The sequence below is a fragment of the Paenarthrobacter sp. A20 genome (assembly GCF_024168825.1).
Classification (GTDB): Bacteria; Actinomycetota; Actinomycetes; order Actinomycetales; family Micrococcaceae; genus Arthrobacter.
This window is the reverse complement of sequence record NZ_JALJWH010000001.1, coordinates 229,745-247,175: the sequence shown is the minus strand read 5'-3', so window position 1 is coordinate 247,175 and position 17,431 is coordinate 229,745. Positions and strand designations below refer to the sequence as shown.

The following is a 17,431-nucleotide window of genomic DNA, read 5'->3' as shown; positions in this document are numbered from 1 at the left end:
CCTCGAGGAGGGCTCGTCTATGCTCAGACCATGACTACGGGGGAGAGCCCTAAACGGCCTGGTGCGGTGACGTTCTCGGTGGTGCTGATGTATATCGGCGGCATCGCGCAGATCCTTCTGGGGATCCTGACGATTTTCCTGCGGTACACACCGGAGGCCCAGTCCGGCGGCATTGCCTTGCCTATTACGCTGCTCGGCGCCGGCATGATCCTGTTCGGCTTGTTGGTGATCGGGCTGGCGTCCGGGGTAGCCCGGGGAAGCAGCGCGGCTCGCCGTGGTGCGACAGCGGTCATGCTGCTGGGACTGGTTTTTGCCGTGCTGGACCTTATCGTTGCCGCTGACGGTGACTGGTCAGCTGTGATCTCGCAATCCATCGCTACTGTGGCCGTGCTGGTTCCCTTGTGGTTCGGCCGGGGACGCCGCTACTTCGGGACGCGCTGATTTGAGACCCGCTGATGCAGGGCTTCCTGGGCGTCCCGGTACGCAACCCGGCGGTGAACAAAGCGGACGATCTCGATCAGCGCGATACAGGCCGCCGATGTTCCCAGGACCAGTAGCGCCGTGGGCAGCGTCGGATCGGTGAACTGCAGGAAGTCGCGGGCGATCGGTACTGAGTAGACCAGGACCAGCCCGATCATCATGGCGCCGATCACCAGCCCCTTGAACCGGGTGACAGGGCGCGACAGCACCACGAGGATCCAGATACCGATGATCGCCAGGATGAGGGTGGACCCGGTCCTGATCTCGGCTTCCGGAATCTGCAGATTGGCCGCGAGCCGGGCGTAGGAGGCAAGGCCCAGGGTCACTGATACACCCGCCGGCACGGCGAAGGTCAGGGATCGCCGGAGGAAACCCGGAATATAACGCTGGGCGTTGGGCAGCAATGCCAGGAAGAACGCCGGAATGCCGATGGTCAGGCCGTCCGTTACCGAGAGCTGCCGTGGAAGGAACGGGAACGGCAGCAGGAGGATGCCGAAGGAGATGGCAAGGAAGGTTGCGTAGGCGGTCTTGGTGAGGAACAGCATGGAGACGCGCTCGATGTTGGCGATGACCTGCCGGCCTTCAGCCACGACGCTGGGCAGGTGTGAGAACTTCCCATCAAGGAGTACCAAACGGGCAACAGCCTTGGTAGCGGCGGCACCTGAGTTCATGGCGACACCGATATCGGCCTCCTTGATGGCCAAGGCGTCGTTCACCCCGTCGCCGGTCATGGCCACCGTATGGCCGGCCGCCTTCAACGCCACCACGATCCGCTTCTTCTGGTCCGGGGTGACCCGGCCGAAAACAACGTTGTTGTTGATGACCTCCAGGAATTCCTGGTCATCGTCCGGCAACTCGCGGGCATCAAAGCCATGCGGTGCATCCAGGCCAACCTCGCGGGCGATCGCAGCCACGGTCTGCGGGTTGTCACCCGAAATGATCCGGACGTCAACATCCTGGGCGGCGAAGTACGTGAGCGTCTCCGCAGCATCGGGACGGATGTTCTCCTTGAACGTCAAAAGCACCACCGGGACGGCGTCTGCTGGGACGGTCTCGTCGTCGGTGGGTGTGCCGTGGGCAAGGACCAGCGTGCGTCGGCCCGTCGTCGCCAACTCGGCGGCCTGGATGGCGAGCTGCTGAAGCACGGGATCAGCCGAGTTGCGTGCTGGAAAGACCATTTCGGGGCCGCCCAGGATCCACATTCCGTCGTCGAAAATTACCGCGCTCCACTTGCGGGCGGACGAGAAGGGCACCCGGTCAAGTGGGGCGCCAGACGGCTCAGTGAAGTGCCCGGCGAGGCTCCGGGCCGTTGCGTTGGCATCCTTCTGCACTCCGTACCAGGAGAGCACAGACTCCCACCCTTCACGGGCGCTCAGGGGATGCGCGGCGTCGAAAACGATGTCGCCTTGGGTGAGTGTGCCGGTCTTGTCCAGGCAGATGATGTCCACGCGTGCCAGTCCCTCGACGGCCGGAAGCTCCTGCACCAGCACTTGCTGGCGGGCGAGTTTCACCGCCCCCACGGCGAAGGTGATGCTGGTCATCAGCACCAATCCGAGGGGGACCATGGCGACGACGGAGGCGATGGTCGCCGTCGCTGCGTCCCGCCAGGCGCCGCTTGCGGAGGCCTCGGCCCACCCGCCCTGCGCAATCATCTGCGCGTTCAGGACCAACAAAGCCACGGGACCCACGAACCAGGTGACCCACTTGAGAACGCGGTCGATCGAGGACCGGAGTTCCGAGGCCACCAGCGAGAACCGCTTGGCCTCGGCCGCGAGTGAATTGGCGAAGGAATCCGCGCCCACCCGGTCCACTACTGCGGTGCCTTCTCCTGCGACCACCACGGACCCGGACAGGACGCGGTCGCCGTCGGCCTTTTCCACGGCATCGGATTCGCCGGTGAGCATGGACTCGTCCACTTGGAGGCCGCGGGATGCGGACACCAGTCCGTCGGCGGGCACCTGGTCACCGGCCCGCAGGACAAGGGTGTCGTCCAGCACCACGGCGTCCAGGTCGATTTCGGCCTCGGAACCGTCGCGCATCACCCTGGCGTGCGGGGCGTTCAGGAGGGCGAGGCGGTCCAGGGCACGTTTGGCCCGGTACTCCTGGACGCTGCCGATCACCGCGTTGGCGATGGCGCTGAAGCCGAACAGGGCATCCTGCCAGCGGCCGATCGCAAAAAGGACGATGAAGCAGGCCAGGATGATGCCGTTGAACAACGTGAGCACGTTGGCGCGGACAATGCTCCACACGCTGCGGCTGGTGTCCTGGACAAACGCGTTGGTTTGTCCCGCGGCCACCCTTTCGGCTACCTCGGCGGAGCTCAATCCCTGCACCGATGACCCGACGAAACGGACCGCGGCCCCTGAATGATCCTTCTCGTTTTCCGGCACCCAAAGCCCCCTGCTGTCGAGCCGATCCAACATCGATCCCAGGAACTGAGTCTGTCCAAGGACGGGTGGAGCGATGCGTCTGAGTATGCCAGCCGCGGGGCGTTAAGTCGCCGTCGTCAGTGTTGTGGCGTGAAGGTCATGCCGTGAAGGCGAGGTCCTTCGCTTGGAGCCTGTGGAGGAGTGGTTCGCCCCGTGAGATCCGCGCGGCTTCCTCAATGGTGCTGACCGCCATCCGCTCAAGTTCCATGCCCAGTGAGCCCGCCAAGTGCGGTGTGAGCAGCACGTTGGGATGCGTGTAGAAGCCTGAATCGGCCGGGAGCACCCAGGGTGTGGTGACGTCCAGGACCGCGTACAGGTCGCCTTCTTCGATGCGTCGGAGCAGGGCGTCCTGGTCCACCAGTTCACCGCGGGCGGTATTGATGAAAGTAGCCCCCGGCTTGAAGCTGGCCACCAGCCCTTGGTGGATCAGGTTGTAGGTGGACGGGAGCGACGGCGCGTGGAGGCTGACGACGTCGCAACTGGCCACCAGTTCCTCAAGGCTGAGAAGTTCGACGCCGAGCGCGGCTGCCGCTGGCTGGTCCAGGAAGGGGTCGGAGACGACGACCTCGACGTCGTAGGACTTCAGGAGGCGGATGACGTGCTTGCCGATCCTGGATGCTCCGATGATGCCCACGCGTTTGCCGAAGTTGCCCATGTCCGGGAACACGTTGTCTGGCTCAATTTCGGTCTTCTCCGAGTGCAGCTTCCGGGCGATCTGCAGGACCCTTTTGTTGGCCAGCAGGATCATGGCCACCGTGTATTCGGCTACGGGGATTGAATTGGCATCGGCTGCCGTGCTGATTTCGATGCCCCTGTCCCAGCACTCCTCGCCCACATGATGCTTGACCGTGCCGCCAGCGTGAAGGACATGGGTCAGGCGCGGGGCCGCAGCCAGGGCGGCTGCGTCGAGCTTCGGGCAGTTCCACCCCGTGATGAGGATGTCCGTCTCCGCCAGGAGTTCCACTGAACGTGGGGAGGTGAAGTCCTCCATGGGCTCCGGGCTGAGCAGCCGCAGGCCGGAGGGCATGGTCTCCAACCTGCGTTGGGGAAAGACCCGGGATACGACGCCGGGACCCATGGCGAGTGCGACGTTCAGTGGGGTTGTGGTCACTTGACGCTCCCTGCGGTGAGGCCGGACTTCCAGAACCGCTGCAGCATGATGAAGGCCAGCAGCAACGGGATGATCGAGAGCAATGAGCCGGTGATGACCATGGGCGTGAACTCAGGCTGCGGAACTGAATAGCCCTGCCAGATGGAGATGCCGACACTGACCGGCAGCAGTTGCTGGTCCTGGAGCATTACCAGCGGAAGCATGAAGTTGTTCCAGACACCCACGAACTGGAACAAGGCGATGGTGATGTAGCCGGGCATCATCATGGGTAGCCCCAGGGAGAAGAAGGACCGGATGGGCCCGGCACCGTCCATGCGGGCAGCCTCGAGTGTCTCTGCCGGGACGTAGCTGGCGGAATAGACCCTGGCCAGGTACACGCCGAAGGGGTTGCAGAGCACCGGGATGAGGATGGCCCAAATGGTGTTGGTCATGCCCACCAAGGAAGCCAACAGGTACATGGGCAGCACAGTGGCGGTGTTCGGAATCAGCACGCCCACCAGGACGAAGCCGAACAGTGAGTCCTTCCACCGGAACTGGAACTTGTCGAACGCGTACCCGGCCATGACCGAAATCAGGCTGCCGAACACGGCACCAACGCCGGCGTACATCACTGAGTTGCCCAGCCAACGGAAGAACAGCCCGCCGTCCTGCTTGGCCACGTTGGCGATGTTCTCGAACAAGGAGAAGTTGCCCAAGGCATAGGCGCTGGTGCCGTACAGGTCTGCAGCGTTCTTGGTGGAGGCGAACACCAGCCACAGGACCGGGACCACCATGTAGGCCGAACCGATGATCAGGAGTCCGTTGACGGTGAACTTGCTGGCGAAACCGCCTCCGCGGTTGGAACTGCCACGGTTGGAACGGGATCCGGGGCGGCGGCTCGCTGGTTTCGGCGGGGCCGTGTGGGGACGGGAGAGTGTTGAGGAGCTCATGATTTGTTCATCCTGGAGCTAAGGCGGGTGACGGCCAGGGACAGGATTGCGGCCAGCCCGGCGATGATGATGGAGGCCGCCGCGGCCTGGTTGAGGTTGTGGCGGATGAAGGCTGCGTCATAGGCCCACAGGTTGGGAACCCACGTACTGGTCACGGAGGCGGTGGCCTTGGAAATGATGTTCGGCTCCGTGAACAGCTGCAGGGTGCCAATGATGGTGAAGAGCATGATGACGCTCAGCGCCGGCAGGATCAGCGGGAACTTGATGCTGATAGCTGCCCGGATTTCGCCGGCCCCATCCACGCGGGCGGCTTCCAGGATTTCCCGGGGAACGGCCTGCAAAGCGGTGAACAGGATGATCACGTTGTAGCCGGTCCATTCCCAGACGCCGATGTTCACGATGGACGGGAGCACCATGTGTGCGTCCAGGAAGTTGATCTGGATCCCGCCGCCCTGGAGTGCTTGGACCAGCGGGCTGATCCCAGGGGTGTAAAGGTAGGCCCAAATGAGGGCGGCGATGACGCCCGGAACCGCGTGGGGAAGAAAGACAAGAAGCTGGAAAAGTTTGCGTGCTTTGGCCACCGTAGCGTCCAGGAGGAGGGCGAAGACCACGGCACCGCCCACCATGCAGGGAATGTAGATCAGGCAGTACAGGCCAAGGCGGGCGATGCCTTCCATGAACGTTTCGGACTGGAAGACCTGAACGTAGTTCTCGACTCCAACGAAGACCGTCTTGGCTTCACCGAAGCCCAGCCCGGACTTCTGCTGCGAGTGGAAACTCAGCACCAGTGAGTAGATCACCGGTGCGATCATGGCGATCGCGAAGACCGCGAAGAAGGGGACCAGGAACAATGCGGCAGTCCGTCCGCCGGTTCCCGCCAGTGCGCGGCCTCGGCGGCGCACTGTGGTGGTGAGGGCCTGGGTGGCCATGGGATTCTCCTAGCTTGGGAGGGGGCCCCTCAACGAGGCCCCCTGCCTGTGTGGCTACTCGGTGAGTGGCTATTCCGTGACGGAGAGGCCGTTTTGCTTCAGGCTGGCCACGGTGGCCTCCTGGGCGGTATCGACGGCGTCATGAATGGTGCCGCCGGTGGTCAGCTTGCCGTAGGCGTCCTTGAGGGCTGTGTTGGTGATGTCCCAGTTGGGTCCCCACTGCCAGCCCGGGGTGATGGTGCCGTAGGCCTTGGTGAAGACCGAGTAGATGTCGTTGCCGAAGTAGCTGGCGTCGTAGGCCTGCTGTGCTACCGGCGTCAGGCCCGGGAAGGCAAGGAACGCGGAGCCGGTGTTGCCGCGGGCTTTGATGGCTTCCTGGTTGGTAGTGAGGAACTCGACGAACTTGGCGGCCGCTGCCGGGTTCTTGCTGCTCTTGGTCACGTTGAAGCTGGAGCCGCCATAGAAAGCGCCCGATTCGTTGCCCCAGTTGGGCAGTTCGGCAGCGATCCACTGGCCCTTCTGTCCGCTGGCTTCAGTGCGCTTCTGGATACCCGTGGCGCTCCAGTTTGCGCCAACCACGCCAACAACAGTGCTATTGGCGAGGTCCAGGCTCCACTCGTCGCTGTAAGCCTGGGTGACCTTGACGATCTTCTGGTCGATCAGCTTCTGCCAGTAGCTGGCCACCTTCTGCGTAGCTTCGTCGTTGACTCCCACCTTCCAGCTGTCGCCTTCGGTGCCGAACCACTTGGCACCTGCCTGCCAGGCCAGACCGGCGCTCGCCGCTACCTCGTTGGGGTTGAAGCTGGCCAGGTAGGAGTCTGGCGCTACGGCCTTGAGTTTTTTGCCTGCCTCTTCGAATTCGTCCCAGGTTTTAGGGACCTCGACGCCGGCCTTGTCCAGCATGTCTTTGCGGTACCACATGAGCATGGGGGCCGCGTCGTACGGAAGTGCGTAGGTCTTCTCACCGAACTGGACCAAAGCCTTGGTTTCGTCCGTGAGTTTGTCCACTGTTTCGGCCTTGTTGATCAGGCCATCGAGCGGGATGACCTGGCTGTTGCTGACGAACTGCGGCAACTGCGGGTATTCGATGGTGGCGACGTCCGGGCCGTTACCTGCCGTGATGGCGGTGGAAAGTTTGGCGTAGCCGCCGTTGGCGCCGTTGGGGATGGTTTCGAAGCTGACCTTGATCTTGTCCTGGCTGGCGTTGAACGCGTCAGCCACTTTGTCCATGCCTGCCAAGGAGGACCAGAAGGTGATGGATCCTGACGGATCTTCCGTGGGCGTGGGAGCAGAGGAAGTGCTGGGGCCCGTGCCGCAGGCTGCGAGCAGCAGGGTGCTGGCGGCCAGGCCGGCCACCCCTGTAAATAGGTGACGACGCTTCATGGTGTTCTCCTTTGAAGACTGTGCGATGCGAAGAGGGAACATGTGGTTGGGGCCACAGGCGATGGATCCATGTAATCCGCAAGTTCGAACATCTTCAATATTTCAAACAAATTCAAACATTCTGCTGGGGAAAAATCGCCGTCAGGGGCAGATGAGGCCAAAGAATCTGCAACCGTTTGTGTTTGAACGAACAGAAACGCTGGACGACGTTCGCTCGACGCTGCTATGAATTCTGGACACCCGAACGGCGACTACTGAAAAAGTCACTACCTAAGAACAGGGATTCCAATGGAGAAATCGAACATCAGCAGGCGGGCAGTCCTACAGGTCGGCGGTGCTGCGTCCCTCGCCGCCGCCATCGGCATGGCAGCCGGCCAACCGGCGTCGGCGTCCGCCTTCCTTGCGTCCAAGCCGAAGGCGACGGAAATCCTGGACCTGGGTCCCGCCGTCGTGCAGTTCTCGCTGATGAGCGGGCTGCTGGTGGGCGACGTTCTTTACATCGGTTCCCGCAACCTGGAGCCGGTCCGGATCATCGCCTTCCATGTCCCCACCGGAAAGGTCATCGGCCAGACCGAGCTCACCAACGGGCACTCCATCCAGACCCTGGCTGCTGACGCCTCGGGCCGTTACCTCTACGCCGGTGTTCTGCAGAAGTCGACCGGCACGCAGCCGAACCTCTTCCGCTGGGACCTCAACAGCCTTGGCACCAAGGCCGCGGCGATTGGCTACATCGGCGACCGGGATGTCCGTGACCTCAGCGTGGCGCCCAACGGACGCCTCTATATTGTCGGTGGCGGAAGCCCCACGGCGCCGGCGCTGTGGGAGTTCGACCCCGCAACCAATCAGATCACCAGCCTCGGCATCCCCGATGCCGGCGCCACTCTTGCCCGTGCCGTGGCCGCTACCGACTCCACGATCTTCTTCGGTGCCGGCAGCACGCTCAATGGTGGCAGCGGCGCCAGCCGGGCCTGTTTGTTTGCTTACGACCGCGCTGCCAAGACCTTCACCAACGTCACTCCGGCTGAAATGCTGAAGGATCCCAGCATCCGCGACCTTGGCATCGTGGGAGACAAACTGATGGTGAGCTCCGCCGGTTCACTGGAGAACTCCAAGATTGCCGCTGTGAACCTCAGCAACCCGAAGACGTATGTGCAGGCCCTGTCCGAGGGGAAGACTGCCAAGAACTTTGCGGCCATCGGGGATAAGGTCTACTTCGCCAACGAGACCGGGCTGGTGGCCTACAGCTTGTCCGCCAACGCAATATCGGCTGTGCCGTACCAAGGGCCTTCGTTGGGTGAAATCTGGGGCGTCGACGCCTTGGGCGGCAAGCTGCTGGTCACCTCGGGCTACGGCTTCGTCGCTGAAATTGACCCGGCAACCGGAACCACCAGAACTACCGACCTCGGCGAAGCCGGCGCACCCTCTGATCCGCAATCGGTGATGGGAATTGCTGCCGGAGCAGGCTACGTCTATGTGGGAGGCAACGGCGTCATTGCGCGCCGCTCGCTCCGGACAGGGGACGTTGCCAATATGCTCGCCCCTGGTGAAGCGAAAGATGCGATCGTGGTCAACGGTGCCCTGTATACAGGGCAGTACAGTGGCCAGGGCATTTGGAGCTACGACCCCCGGAATGGGAAGCCGATCACGCAGGTGGCGGAATTCCCCAAGGAACAGAACCGACCCCTGGACGTCTGCTGGGACGAGCGCAACAAACTGGTCCTCGTGGCGGCGCAGGCGGACACCGAGGGCGGTGGTTCGCTGTGGACTTATGACCCGCGCACCGGTAAGAAGGGCTTCTTCCTGAATCCGATCGACAACGTGCAGTTGCTCCGGGCGGTGGCATCCCGCGACGGCGTGGCCTATTTGGGGGGCGGCAATCCAGGTCTCGATGGCGCAGGAACCGTGGTGGCATTCAACCCTGTGGCAGGGAAGGAATTGTGGCGACTGGATGCCGGGGAAGGGGCAGGCATCGCGGCCCTCGCCGTACAGGGTAAGTACCTCTACGGTGTGACGCGCAAGGGCGGTCTTTTTGTCATGGACCTCCCCAAACGCAAGATTGTGCACCGCTCGGACATCAGCGCCGTGAGTTCCGGCTTCGCCGCCTTGGTGACAAACCGCGGTGCTGTCTACGGCGTCTCGAATACGCACGTCTTCCGCTTCGATCCCAAGACCTTCGAGGTAGCCACCGTGGTAACTGATATCGACGGCGCCTGGTACAGCGGCGCACATATCAACAACGATGAGGACGGTTACCTTTATACGATGCGGGGCCGGAACCTCGTGCGGATCGACGACCACCCCCGGCGGTAGTGGCTGGCGTTGCGGGGCCTGCTCTGCGCGCTCTGGCGAGTGTTTTACGCGCAGAGCGGGCCCCACAACGTTGTTTGTATTCGGTCATTTATGCTTGTTTGAACATTGGGATTCCGGAAGAGGATTGGCATGCTCAGCGGGGAACGCCACGAGAAGATACTCCGTGAGTTGGAGCTGCGCGGGACCCTGACCGTGAACGACTTTGCCGAAAAGAGCGGCCAGTCCACCATGACCATCCGCCGGGACCTGACGCAGCTTGCTGCCCAGGGCCTGCTGCGAAGGGTCCATGGCGGGGCAGTCCGGATAGTCGTGGAGCGCCCCGGTGACACTGTCCACAGAAGGCCGCGCCAGCCGCTGGCTACCCTTGGACTGATCGTTCCCACCACCGGCTACTACTTCCCGGAAGTCATTCGTGGCGCTGAAGCCGCAGCCAGGGCGCTGAATGCGCGCCTCATCCTGGGTGTCAGCAACTACTCCGAGGAAGACGAGTTCCGGCAGCTCCAGCGCATGGTGGCCAACGCCGTCGACGGCATACTCCTGGCAACCGCTGGACCCCTTGAGCCCGGTTCGCCGACGTTCGAATTGCTGTCCGGACTGCGCATCCCCGTGGTGCTCGTGGAACGCTCAAGCCGGGTTTTCGAATCAGTGATGTCCGATCACAGTTACGGCGCCGAGCTTGCCATCGAGCACCTTGCTTCCTTGGGCCACCGCCGGATCGGGCTGGCCATCGCCACCAGCCCCACGGCCCCTTGGCTCCGTGAAAGCCATGAGCGCATGGTAGCTAAGTTGGGACTGGAAACTGATGCTCCCATCATGGAATATGTACGGTCAGTAGTGGGCGCAGGCAACAACCAAAAGGAGTTCGCAAAATTCCTGAAAGATTGCCGGCGCACTGGGACGCACGCTGTCCTGGTCCTTCCCGATGAGGAAGCCATCACCCTGATCAACCTCGCTGAGGAGTCCGGCGTCGACGTGCCTGAGGACCTGGCGATCGTCGCCTATGACGACGAAGTGGCCGACCTCGCTCCCGTACCCCTGACCTCGATCGCCCCGCCAAAACGCGACGTCGGATACGCGGCGGTGACCATGTGCATGGAACGCCTCGCGGGAAAGACAGGGTCTGTGGTGTCGCCTGCCCTCCGTCGCGTGAGCCTTGCCCCGAAGCTGATCATCCGGGAGTCAACGGTGATAGGGGAGGACGCGGAGTAGGGAGCCACTCGACTCGCGGACTTCAGCGGGACATGTCAATGGCCGTTCCGAGACCGTTCCGGAGGGCCGCGTCATAGAGCAGCCGGCCGATGGCCAGGTCCTGCATGCCGATGCCGACTGAATTGAAAAGAGTGACGTCGTCGTCGTTGTCACGCCCGGCCAACTGACCGGTAATGACCGCGCCGAGCTCACCCCGCACGTCGTCGAGCGACATGAATCCTTCGGACACGGCCAGCATGAGGTCGCCTGACTTCTGGACGGCGGTTTCCATGTTGTCGACGAAAACCCTGGAGCGGCCCATCCCGTCCGCATCTATTTCACGGTGGGTGGGCCGGGGGCGGGCCCCCACCGCGTTGATGTGAAGCCCCGGACGGAACCATTCGCCGTGGACCAGCGGCTCTACGGACGGTGTAAGCGTGCAGAGGACATCAGCGGCCTCCACCGTTTCCTGGACACTGGATGCTGCCACGATCTCGATGGCGCGATGCGTGGTCCTCGCCTGGAAGGCTTGGACAGTGGCGTTGGTGCGGGACCAGACGACTACCTTCCTGATGGGTAGCACGTGCAGCATGGCCTCGACATGGGCAATCGCAAGGGCGCCTGCGCCGATCAGGCCGAGTGTTGAACTGTCGGGCCGGGCAAGGTACTTGCTCGCCACAGCGCTTGCCGCAGCCGTCCGGACCCGCGTGGGAACTCTGCCGTCGAGAAGGGCGAGGGTTTCCCCAGTGAGCTGGTCCGCCAGCAGGATGCTTGAACGCTGCGTGGGGAGTCCGGCCTCGCGGTTGGCGGGAATATCGGACAGCAGCTTCACGGCCGCGAGTCGCTGTGTATCGGCCAGTCCGGACATGAGCAGATACCGTGCGTCCGAAGACGGCAGGTGAAGGGACAGCGGAGCTGGCTGCTGGGCGGTGCCTCGGGCGATATCGACGAATCCACGTTCGACGGCGGATATCGTTTCGGACATGCTGGCCAGATCTTCAAGGGCTGAAGCGGTGAGAATGAGTGTCATGGGCACCTTCGGAGGTTGAGCGCTATGAATCGGAGTCGACTGCGCTCAAGGTATACCAAGCTTGAAATCCCCGTCAATGATCCGCTGGATAACTCGCTGGATCACGGTGTTAATTAGTCACCCAACGACACCAACTCATATAGATAACTCTACTTGGTATACCAGCTATCCGGACCCGAGATGCAGGCGGGCCCTCTCCATCTAGGGAGCGATGTGGGACCTTCGCGCATCAAAAATTCTGTTTGGTATGCCAAGTGGCAACTCCCATATCTCAATTGATAGCTGAATCCCCTGGTTGCCTAGAAAATATTCGGAATCTTTTGCCTTGACTATTGCCATGGGATACCAAATGAATCTACTGTGTGCCTATCTAGTTCACGTGACGATCGTCATGAAAGTGGGAGATTTGGGATGCAGGACATGATTATCGAGCGCGTACGGCTGGCTCATGGATCGCGGCCAGTGGACCTGCTCGTCCAGGACGGCCTCATCGCACAGATTCAGCCAGCTGGCATCATTGACCCCGCTACGGCGGTGCGCGAGGACGGTGCTGGTGCGCTCGCCCTGCCCGGAATGGTCGACGCCCATTGCCACATCGATAAGACCCTCTGGGGCCGCAGCTGGGTTCCGCATTCCGCGGGGCCCGCGCTCGAGGACCGCATCGCCAACGGCGAGCGGGGCCGCGCGGAGTTCGGCCTGCCGAGCCGCGACAGTGTGTACGCGCTGCTCGGGCAGATGGCCGCCGCGGGGACGACCCTCGCCCGCACCCACACCGATGTCGATCCCGACATCGGGCTCCGCGGTCTCAAGCTCGTCGCCGGCGTCGCCGAAGAGCTGGCCGACGTGATCGACGTCGAACAGGTCGCTTTCCCGCAGGGCGGACTGCTGACCCGTCCCGGCACGGCCGAGCTGCTTGAGTCGGCTCTTCAACAAGGGCTTGTCGGATGCCTGGGAGGCATCGACCCCGCCGCGCTGGAGCGTGACTCGGTGCGTCACCTCGATCTGATCTTTGGGCTCGCCAAAACCTACGGCACACGGCTCGACATCCACCTGCACGAGCGTGGCACTCTGGGCGCGCACACGATGGAACTCATCATCGAGCGAGTGCTGCGGCACGGGCTCGAGGGCAGGGTCGCCATCTCGCACGGCGTAGCCGTCATCGAGGTCGACCAAGCCCAGTCCGAGCGGATCTCGGAGGGCCTCGCGGAAGCAAGGATCTCCCTGCTGACGGCAACGGTCTACAACACGCCGGTGCTGCCGATTGCCGAGCTGCGAGGGCGGGGTGTCAACATCGGCGCAGGCAATGACGGCGTGCGGGATCACTGGGGACCGTACGGTAACGGCGACATGCTCGACCGCACCTTTCACCTGGCATATCGCAACGGTTTTCGCACGGACGAACAGATCTACTCGGCATTCGACGTCGCAGTCACCGGCGGGGCCCTCGCCCTCGGGCGCGAACCCGCCCGGATCGAACCCGGCGCACCCGCCGATCTCTTCCTCATCGATGCAGCGAGCATCGGCGAGGCAGTAGCAGCCCGGACGCCACGGCGGCTCGTGCTGAAACGCGGCAAGGTCGTCGCGCGCCAGGGGAACCCCCTGCGCGCGGGATGACCCAGGCCCCGGCGAGCGGGATCCCGCTCGCTTGCTCCCCCCAACCAGTTCCGCATCCCGCGGAACTCCGCCCCGAAAGGCAAGAACAATGTCGTTCTACCGCAACACCTACGCACGCCGCGCTGCGGCCATCATCGTGGCAGGCGGCCTCGCCGTGCTCGCCATGACCGGCTGCGGCGTCTCAGGCTCCACGGCCACGGCCGCCGGGCCATCGGAGAAAACTGCCGTCCTCGATGAGAAGGCGCCCCTCTTTGACCTGCTGCCGCAGAAGGTCAAAGACAAGGGGGTGCTTACCGTCGCCACACAGCCCGACTTCGAGCCGGCCAACTTCACCCCGGCCGGCGAGACCGGCATCCAAGGCTACAACGTCGATCTCATGGAGTCGATGGCGAAGCAGCTCGGTATCCCGGTCAAGTGGGAGAAAGTGCCATTCGACCAGATCCTGATCGGCATGCAGAGCGGAAAGTTCGACGCGGCGATCGCCGGTATGACCGACCGCAAGAAGCGGCAGGAACAGGTCGACTTCATCGATTACCAGTGGGCCGGCACGGTCTTCATGGTGCAGAAGGGCAATCCCAAGGGCATCACGAGCGCCGTCGACGGCGGCTGCGGCGTCAAGATCGGCGACGTAAAGGGCTCCGACGCCCACCGCCTCGTCGACCTGATGGCCGCAGCCTGCACCGCGATCGGGAAGCCTGCCACCGAGCTCATCTCCTTCCCGAACTCGAGCGATAAGAATCTGGCGCTAACCTCCGGCCGCATCGACGCCATCTTCTGGCCCGATATGGCGGTCTCGGTCATCCAGCGCGAGACCGGCGACAAACTGGAGTCGCTCCCCGTAGATTTCGAGGAGAAGGTCTACCTTGGCATGACTTTCAACAAGGCACAGACCGACCTTCGCGACGCTTTCCTCACCGCCCTCAAAGCAATCCACGAGGACGGCTCATACGACGGAATCCTGAAGAAGTGGCACGTTGAGGTCATCGACCTCGACACCCCGGGCATCAACCTGGCGAAGAAGTGATCATGCCCGACATCACTCAGTCACCACTCCCGACCTCGACGATGCCGTCGCACTTTGTACGCAGGGCCGGCGACGAGCCACCCGTGCAGGACGCACCGATCCGTGCGAAGCGGCGACCCCAGTACGGCCAGATCGTCACGGGCTTCGTTGCCATCGCGCTGCTGGTCCTCTTCATCCAGTCCCAGGCCCAGAACCCCAATATGGAGTGGAACGTCACCTGGGAGTACATGTTCAACCCGGTGGTGCTCCAGGGCGTCGGCGTAACGATCCAGTTGGCGATCTTCGCCATGCTCATCTCCATCGTGCTCGCCTTCGGCATCGCATTGATGATCCAGAGCAACAACAAGGTGGTCAGTGTTATCGGACGCGCTTACGTTTGGTTTTTCCGCGGAGTCCCGATGCTTGTTCAGGTTCTGCTCTGGTTCAACCTTGCAGTGCTCTTTCCCGTGATCCTCGGACAGGATACGAACGCCCTCATCTCGGGCTTCACGGCAGGCCTCATCGCCCTCTCACTCGCCGAGTCGGGCTACATGGCCGAGATCATCCGGGGCGGCATCATCTCGGTGCCGACTGGCCAGACCGACGCGGGCGTGAGCATCGGCCTCACCCGCAACCAGGCCCTGGCCCGCATCGTGCTGCCCCAGTCGATCAGGGTCATCATCCCGCCCACCGGCAACCAGTTCATCGGCATGCTGAAGGCAACCTCGCTCGTGTCAGTGATCGGCGGCAGCGACCTGCTGACCCGTGTCCAGCTCATCTATGGGCAGAACTTCAAGATCCTGCCCCTGCTGATTGTTGGGGTGCTCTGGTACCTGATCTTGGTGACCATCGCCGGCACCGGGCAGCATTTCCTTGAGCGTCGCTTCAACGCCTCGCAGCCCGGGTCACGGCGTTCCTCCAAGAGCGCGAGGCCGGCGAAGACCACGAATATTCGGACCATCATCGGAGGTGCGCTGTGGCGCAAGTAGCTCCCGCAGGACCGTCGACCGACACCATGCTGCGTATCGACGGCGTGCACAAGTGGCTCGGGCACAACCATGTGCTCCGAGGCGTGGACCTCGAGGTGCGAACCGGGGAGATCGTCTGCATCCTTGGGCCGTCGGGCTCTGGCAAGAGTACGTTGCTGCGGTGCATCAACCACCTTGACCCCGTCGACGGTGGCGTCATCGAGGTGAACGGGGAGCGCGTCGGCTACCAACTGCACGACGGGCAGCTCTACGAACAGAGCGAACGCCGCGTGGCCAAGGCACGCCAGCACATCGGCATGGTGTTCCAGCACTTCAACCTGTTCGGTCACATGACAGCCCTCGACAACGTCACCTATGGCCCGGCCCGGGTCCTGGGCCGCCCGCGTCGGGAGGCAGTCGCGAACGCGCGGCAGCTGCTGGCCAAGGTCGGCCTGGCAGATAAAGACGACTCGTACCCCAGCCAGCTCTCGGGCGGCCAGCAGCAGCGTGTGGCGATCGCCAGGGCGCTCGCCATGGAGCCTCGACTCATGATGTTCGACGAACCGGCCAGTGCGCTCGACCCTGAGCTCGTCGGCGAGGTGCTGCAGACGATGAGGCAGGTGGCTGAGGAGGGCATGACGATGATCGTTGTCACCCACGAGATCGGCTTTGCCCGCGAGGTCGCTGACCGGGTGGTCTTCATGGACCAAGGCCGTGTGCTTGAGGACGGACCGGCACGCGACGTGCTCGACAACCCGCAGCACGAACGCACAGCGTCCTTCCTGAGCCGCGTGCACTGAGTCCGAATAGATAGAGGAACAGAATGACTGACAAGAAATTTACCCTGAGGAACGTGCGCCCGTGGGGCGCCGAGGCTGCGGACATCACGATCAGTGGTGGCGTCATCACGGAGGTGGCACTCGCCGGGGGCACGTTCGACGCCGGTGACCTTGACGGTGGCGGTTTGCTGGCTGTGCCCGGGTTCATTAACGCACACGCCCACGTCGACAAAAGCTGGTGGGGCAAGCCGTGGGTGTCGTACACCTATTCCGACCACCCGACCGTCGAGGGCTGGATCGCGAACGAGCGCGCAGAGCGCGGGAATTACGACATCCCGAACGTGAATTCGGCCGTAGCGGTGCTGCGCGAGTTCCTCCGTCACGGCACCACAGCGACCCGTACGCACATCGACGTCGACCTCGGCATCGGGCTGAAGGGCCTCGAGACCGTGCAAGCCGCGGTCGCTGAGCTGGATGGGGCGATCCAGGTCGAGACGGTCGCTTTCCCGCAAGACGGCGTTCTTCGCAGGCCGGGCGTGCTGCGGCTGCTCGACGAGGCTGCCCAGGCCGGGGCGGATGCCATTGGCGGCCTCGATCCGGGCACCATCGACGGCGACGTCGAAGGCCAGCTCGACGGGTTGTTCCAGATTGCCGTGGAGCGCGGCGTTGGCCTTGACCTGCATCTGCATGACTTCGGCTCGCTCGGCGCCTACGAGTACCGTCAGGTGATCCGCCGCACCATCGACGCCGGCCTCCAGGGCAGGGTGAACATCTCCCACGGTTTCGCCATGGGCTCATTGCAGAAGGGCGTGCAGGAGGAGATCATCGAGGGGCTTGCCGAGGCGGGCATCTCGTGGACCACCGTCGCGATGAGCGGCACCGCGCCGCTGCCCTGGCAGCAGCTGAGGGATCGCGGCGTTCCGCTGGGCCTCGGCACCGACGGCATCCGCGACCTGTGGTCGCCGTTCGGCGACGGGGACCTGCTGCGCGTGGCATTCGCCTTCGCGCGCCTGCATGGGTTCCGCCATGACGATAAGCTCACCAACGCGGTCGAGTACGCGACCAAATACGGCGCGCCTTTCGTCGGTCGGGAGCAGCACGACCTCGTCGCCGGTGCACACGCGGACATCGTGCTCCTCGACGCCGAGAACGTGCCGGACGCGCTCGTGCGCTGCCCCCAGCGGCGGCTCGTGGTCTCGGCAGGCCGCGTCGTCGCCCGCGACGGCGAAGTGCTGGTCTGACGCCACGCCCGCAGCACCTGATCGTTACGATCCTGGC

The 17,431-nt window shown here is 63.4% G+C and carries 14 protein-coding genes; 8 read left to right on the top strand and 6 right to left on the bottom strand.

All coding sequences use genetic code 11. The features are described from left to right. Positions 1 to 30: 30 nt before the first annotated feature. On the top strand, positions 31 to 441 hold the full coding sequence (locus tag J3D46_RS01170) for a hypothetical protein (RefSeq protein ID WP_231338429.1): 411 nt from the start codon (positions 31 to 33) through the stop codon (positions 439 to 441). On the opposite strand, the gene J3D46_RS01165 is transcribed toward J3D46_RS01170, so the two are convergent. The 5 genes from J3D46_RS01165 to J3D46_RS01145 all read right to left on the bottom strand — a co-directional run bounded on the left by J3D46_RS01165 (position 423) and on the right by J3D46_RS01145 (position 7,261). Next, positions 423 to 2,870, bottom strand: coding sequence for an HAD-IC family P-type ATPase (locus tag J3D46_RS01165; protein ID WP_231338428.1), 2,448 nt, complete (start codon positions 2,868 to 2,870; stop codon positions 423 to 425). The genes J3D46_RS01170 and J3D46_RS01165 overlap by 19 nt on opposite strands. 136 nt (positions 2,871 to 3,006) lie before the next feature. Continuing rightward, positions 3,007 to 4,020, bottom strand: coding sequence for a hydroxyacid dehydrogenase (locus J3D46_RS01160; RefSeq protein WP_231338427.1), 1,014 nt, complete (start codon positions 4,018 to 4,020; stop codon positions 3,007 to 3,009). Then, positions 4,017 to 4,949 (bottom strand): carbohydrate ABC transporter permease, encoded by a 933-nt coding sequence (locus tag J3D46_RS01155; RefSeq protein WP_231338426.1) that lies wholly within the window; start codon positions 4,947 to 4,949, stop codon positions 4,017 to 4,019. The genes J3D46_RS01160 and J3D46_RS01155 overlap by 4 nt, the downstream gene beginning before the upstream one ends. Further along, complete coding sequence (locus J3D46_RS01150; protein WP_231338425.1) at positions 4,946 to 5,878, bottom strand: carbohydrate ABC transporter permease; 933 nt, start codon at positions 5,876 to 5,878, stop codon at positions 4,946 to 4,948. The genes J3D46_RS01155 and J3D46_RS01150 overlap by 4 nt, the downstream gene beginning before the upstream one ends. Before the next feature lie 69 nt (positions 5,879 to 5,947). After that, positions 5,948 to 7,261, bottom strand: coding sequence for a sugar ABC transporter substrate-binding protein (locus J3D46_RS01145; protein WP_231338424.1), 1,314 nt, complete (start codon positions 7,259 to 7,261; stop codon positions 5,948 to 5,950). Between the two features lie 288 nt (positions 7,262 to 7,549). On the opposite strand from J3D46_RS01145, the gene J3D46_RS01140 reads away from it, so the two are divergent. Together J3D46_RS01140 and J3D46_RS01135 are read left to right on the top strand one after the other, a co-directional pair. After that, complete coding sequence (locus J3D46_RS01140) at positions 7,550 to 9,571, top strand: PQQ-binding-like beta-propeller repeat protein (protein ID WP_231338423.1); 2,022 nt, start codon at positions 7,550 to 7,552, stop codon at positions 9,569 to 9,571. 129 nt (positions 9,572 to 9,700) lie between these two features. Further along, a complete protein-coding gene (locus J3D46_RS01135) occupies positions 9,701 to 10,780 on the top strand; it encodes a substrate-binding domain-containing protein (RefSeq protein WP_231338422.1) in 1,080 nt (359 codons plus the stop codon). 22 nt (positions 10,781 to 10,802) lie between these two features. On the opposite strand, the gene J3D46_RS01130 is transcribed toward J3D46_RS01135, so the two are convergent. Further along, entirely contained in the window at positions 10,803 to 11,789 is a 987-nt protein-coding gene (locus J3D46_RS01130; protein WP_231338421.1) for an ornithine cyclodeaminase family protein, read from the bottom strand. 411 nt (positions 11,790 to 12,200) lie between these two features. Here J3D46_RS01130 and J3D46_RS01125 point away from each other — a divergent pair, with 411 nt between their 5' ends. The 5 genes from J3D46_RS01125 to J3D46_RS01105 all read left to right on the top strand — a co-directional run bounded on the left by J3D46_RS01125 (position 12,201) and on the right by J3D46_RS01105 (position 17,394). Continuing rightward, complete coding sequence (locus tag J3D46_RS01125; protein ID WP_253464633.1) at positions 12,201 to 13,403, top strand: amidohydrolase; 1,203 nt, start codon at positions 12,201 to 12,203, stop codon at positions 13,401 to 13,403. An 88-nt stretch (positions 13,404 to 13,491) separates the two neighbouring features. Next, positions 13,492 to 14,427: an ABC transporter substrate-binding protein gene (locus J3D46_RS01120; protein WP_231338419.1), complete on the top strand. Its 936-nt coding sequence runs from the start codon at positions 13,492 to 13,494 to the stop codon at positions 14,425 to 14,427. A 2-nt stretch (positions 14,428 to 14,429) separates the two neighbouring features. Beyond that, positions 14,430 to 15,395, top strand: a complete 966-nt coding sequence (locus tag J3D46_RS01115; protein WP_231338418.1) for an amino acid ABC transporter permease — start codon at positions 14,430 to 14,432, stop codon at positions 15,393 to 15,395. A gap of 26 nt (positions 15,396 to 15,421) precedes the next feature. Continuing rightward, entirely contained in the window at positions 15,422 to 16,174 is a 753-nt protein-coding gene (locus J3D46_RS01110; RefSeq protein WP_253469112.1) for an amino acid ABC transporter ATP-binding protein, read from the top strand. 23 nt (positions 16,175 to 16,197) lie between these two features. Continuing rightward, a complete protein-coding gene (locus J3D46_RS01105; protein ID WP_231338417.1) occupies positions 16,198 to 17,394 on the top strand; it encodes an amidohydrolase in 1,197 nt (398 codons plus the stop codon). The last annotated feature ends 37 nt before the right edge of the window (positions 17,395 to 17,431 follow it).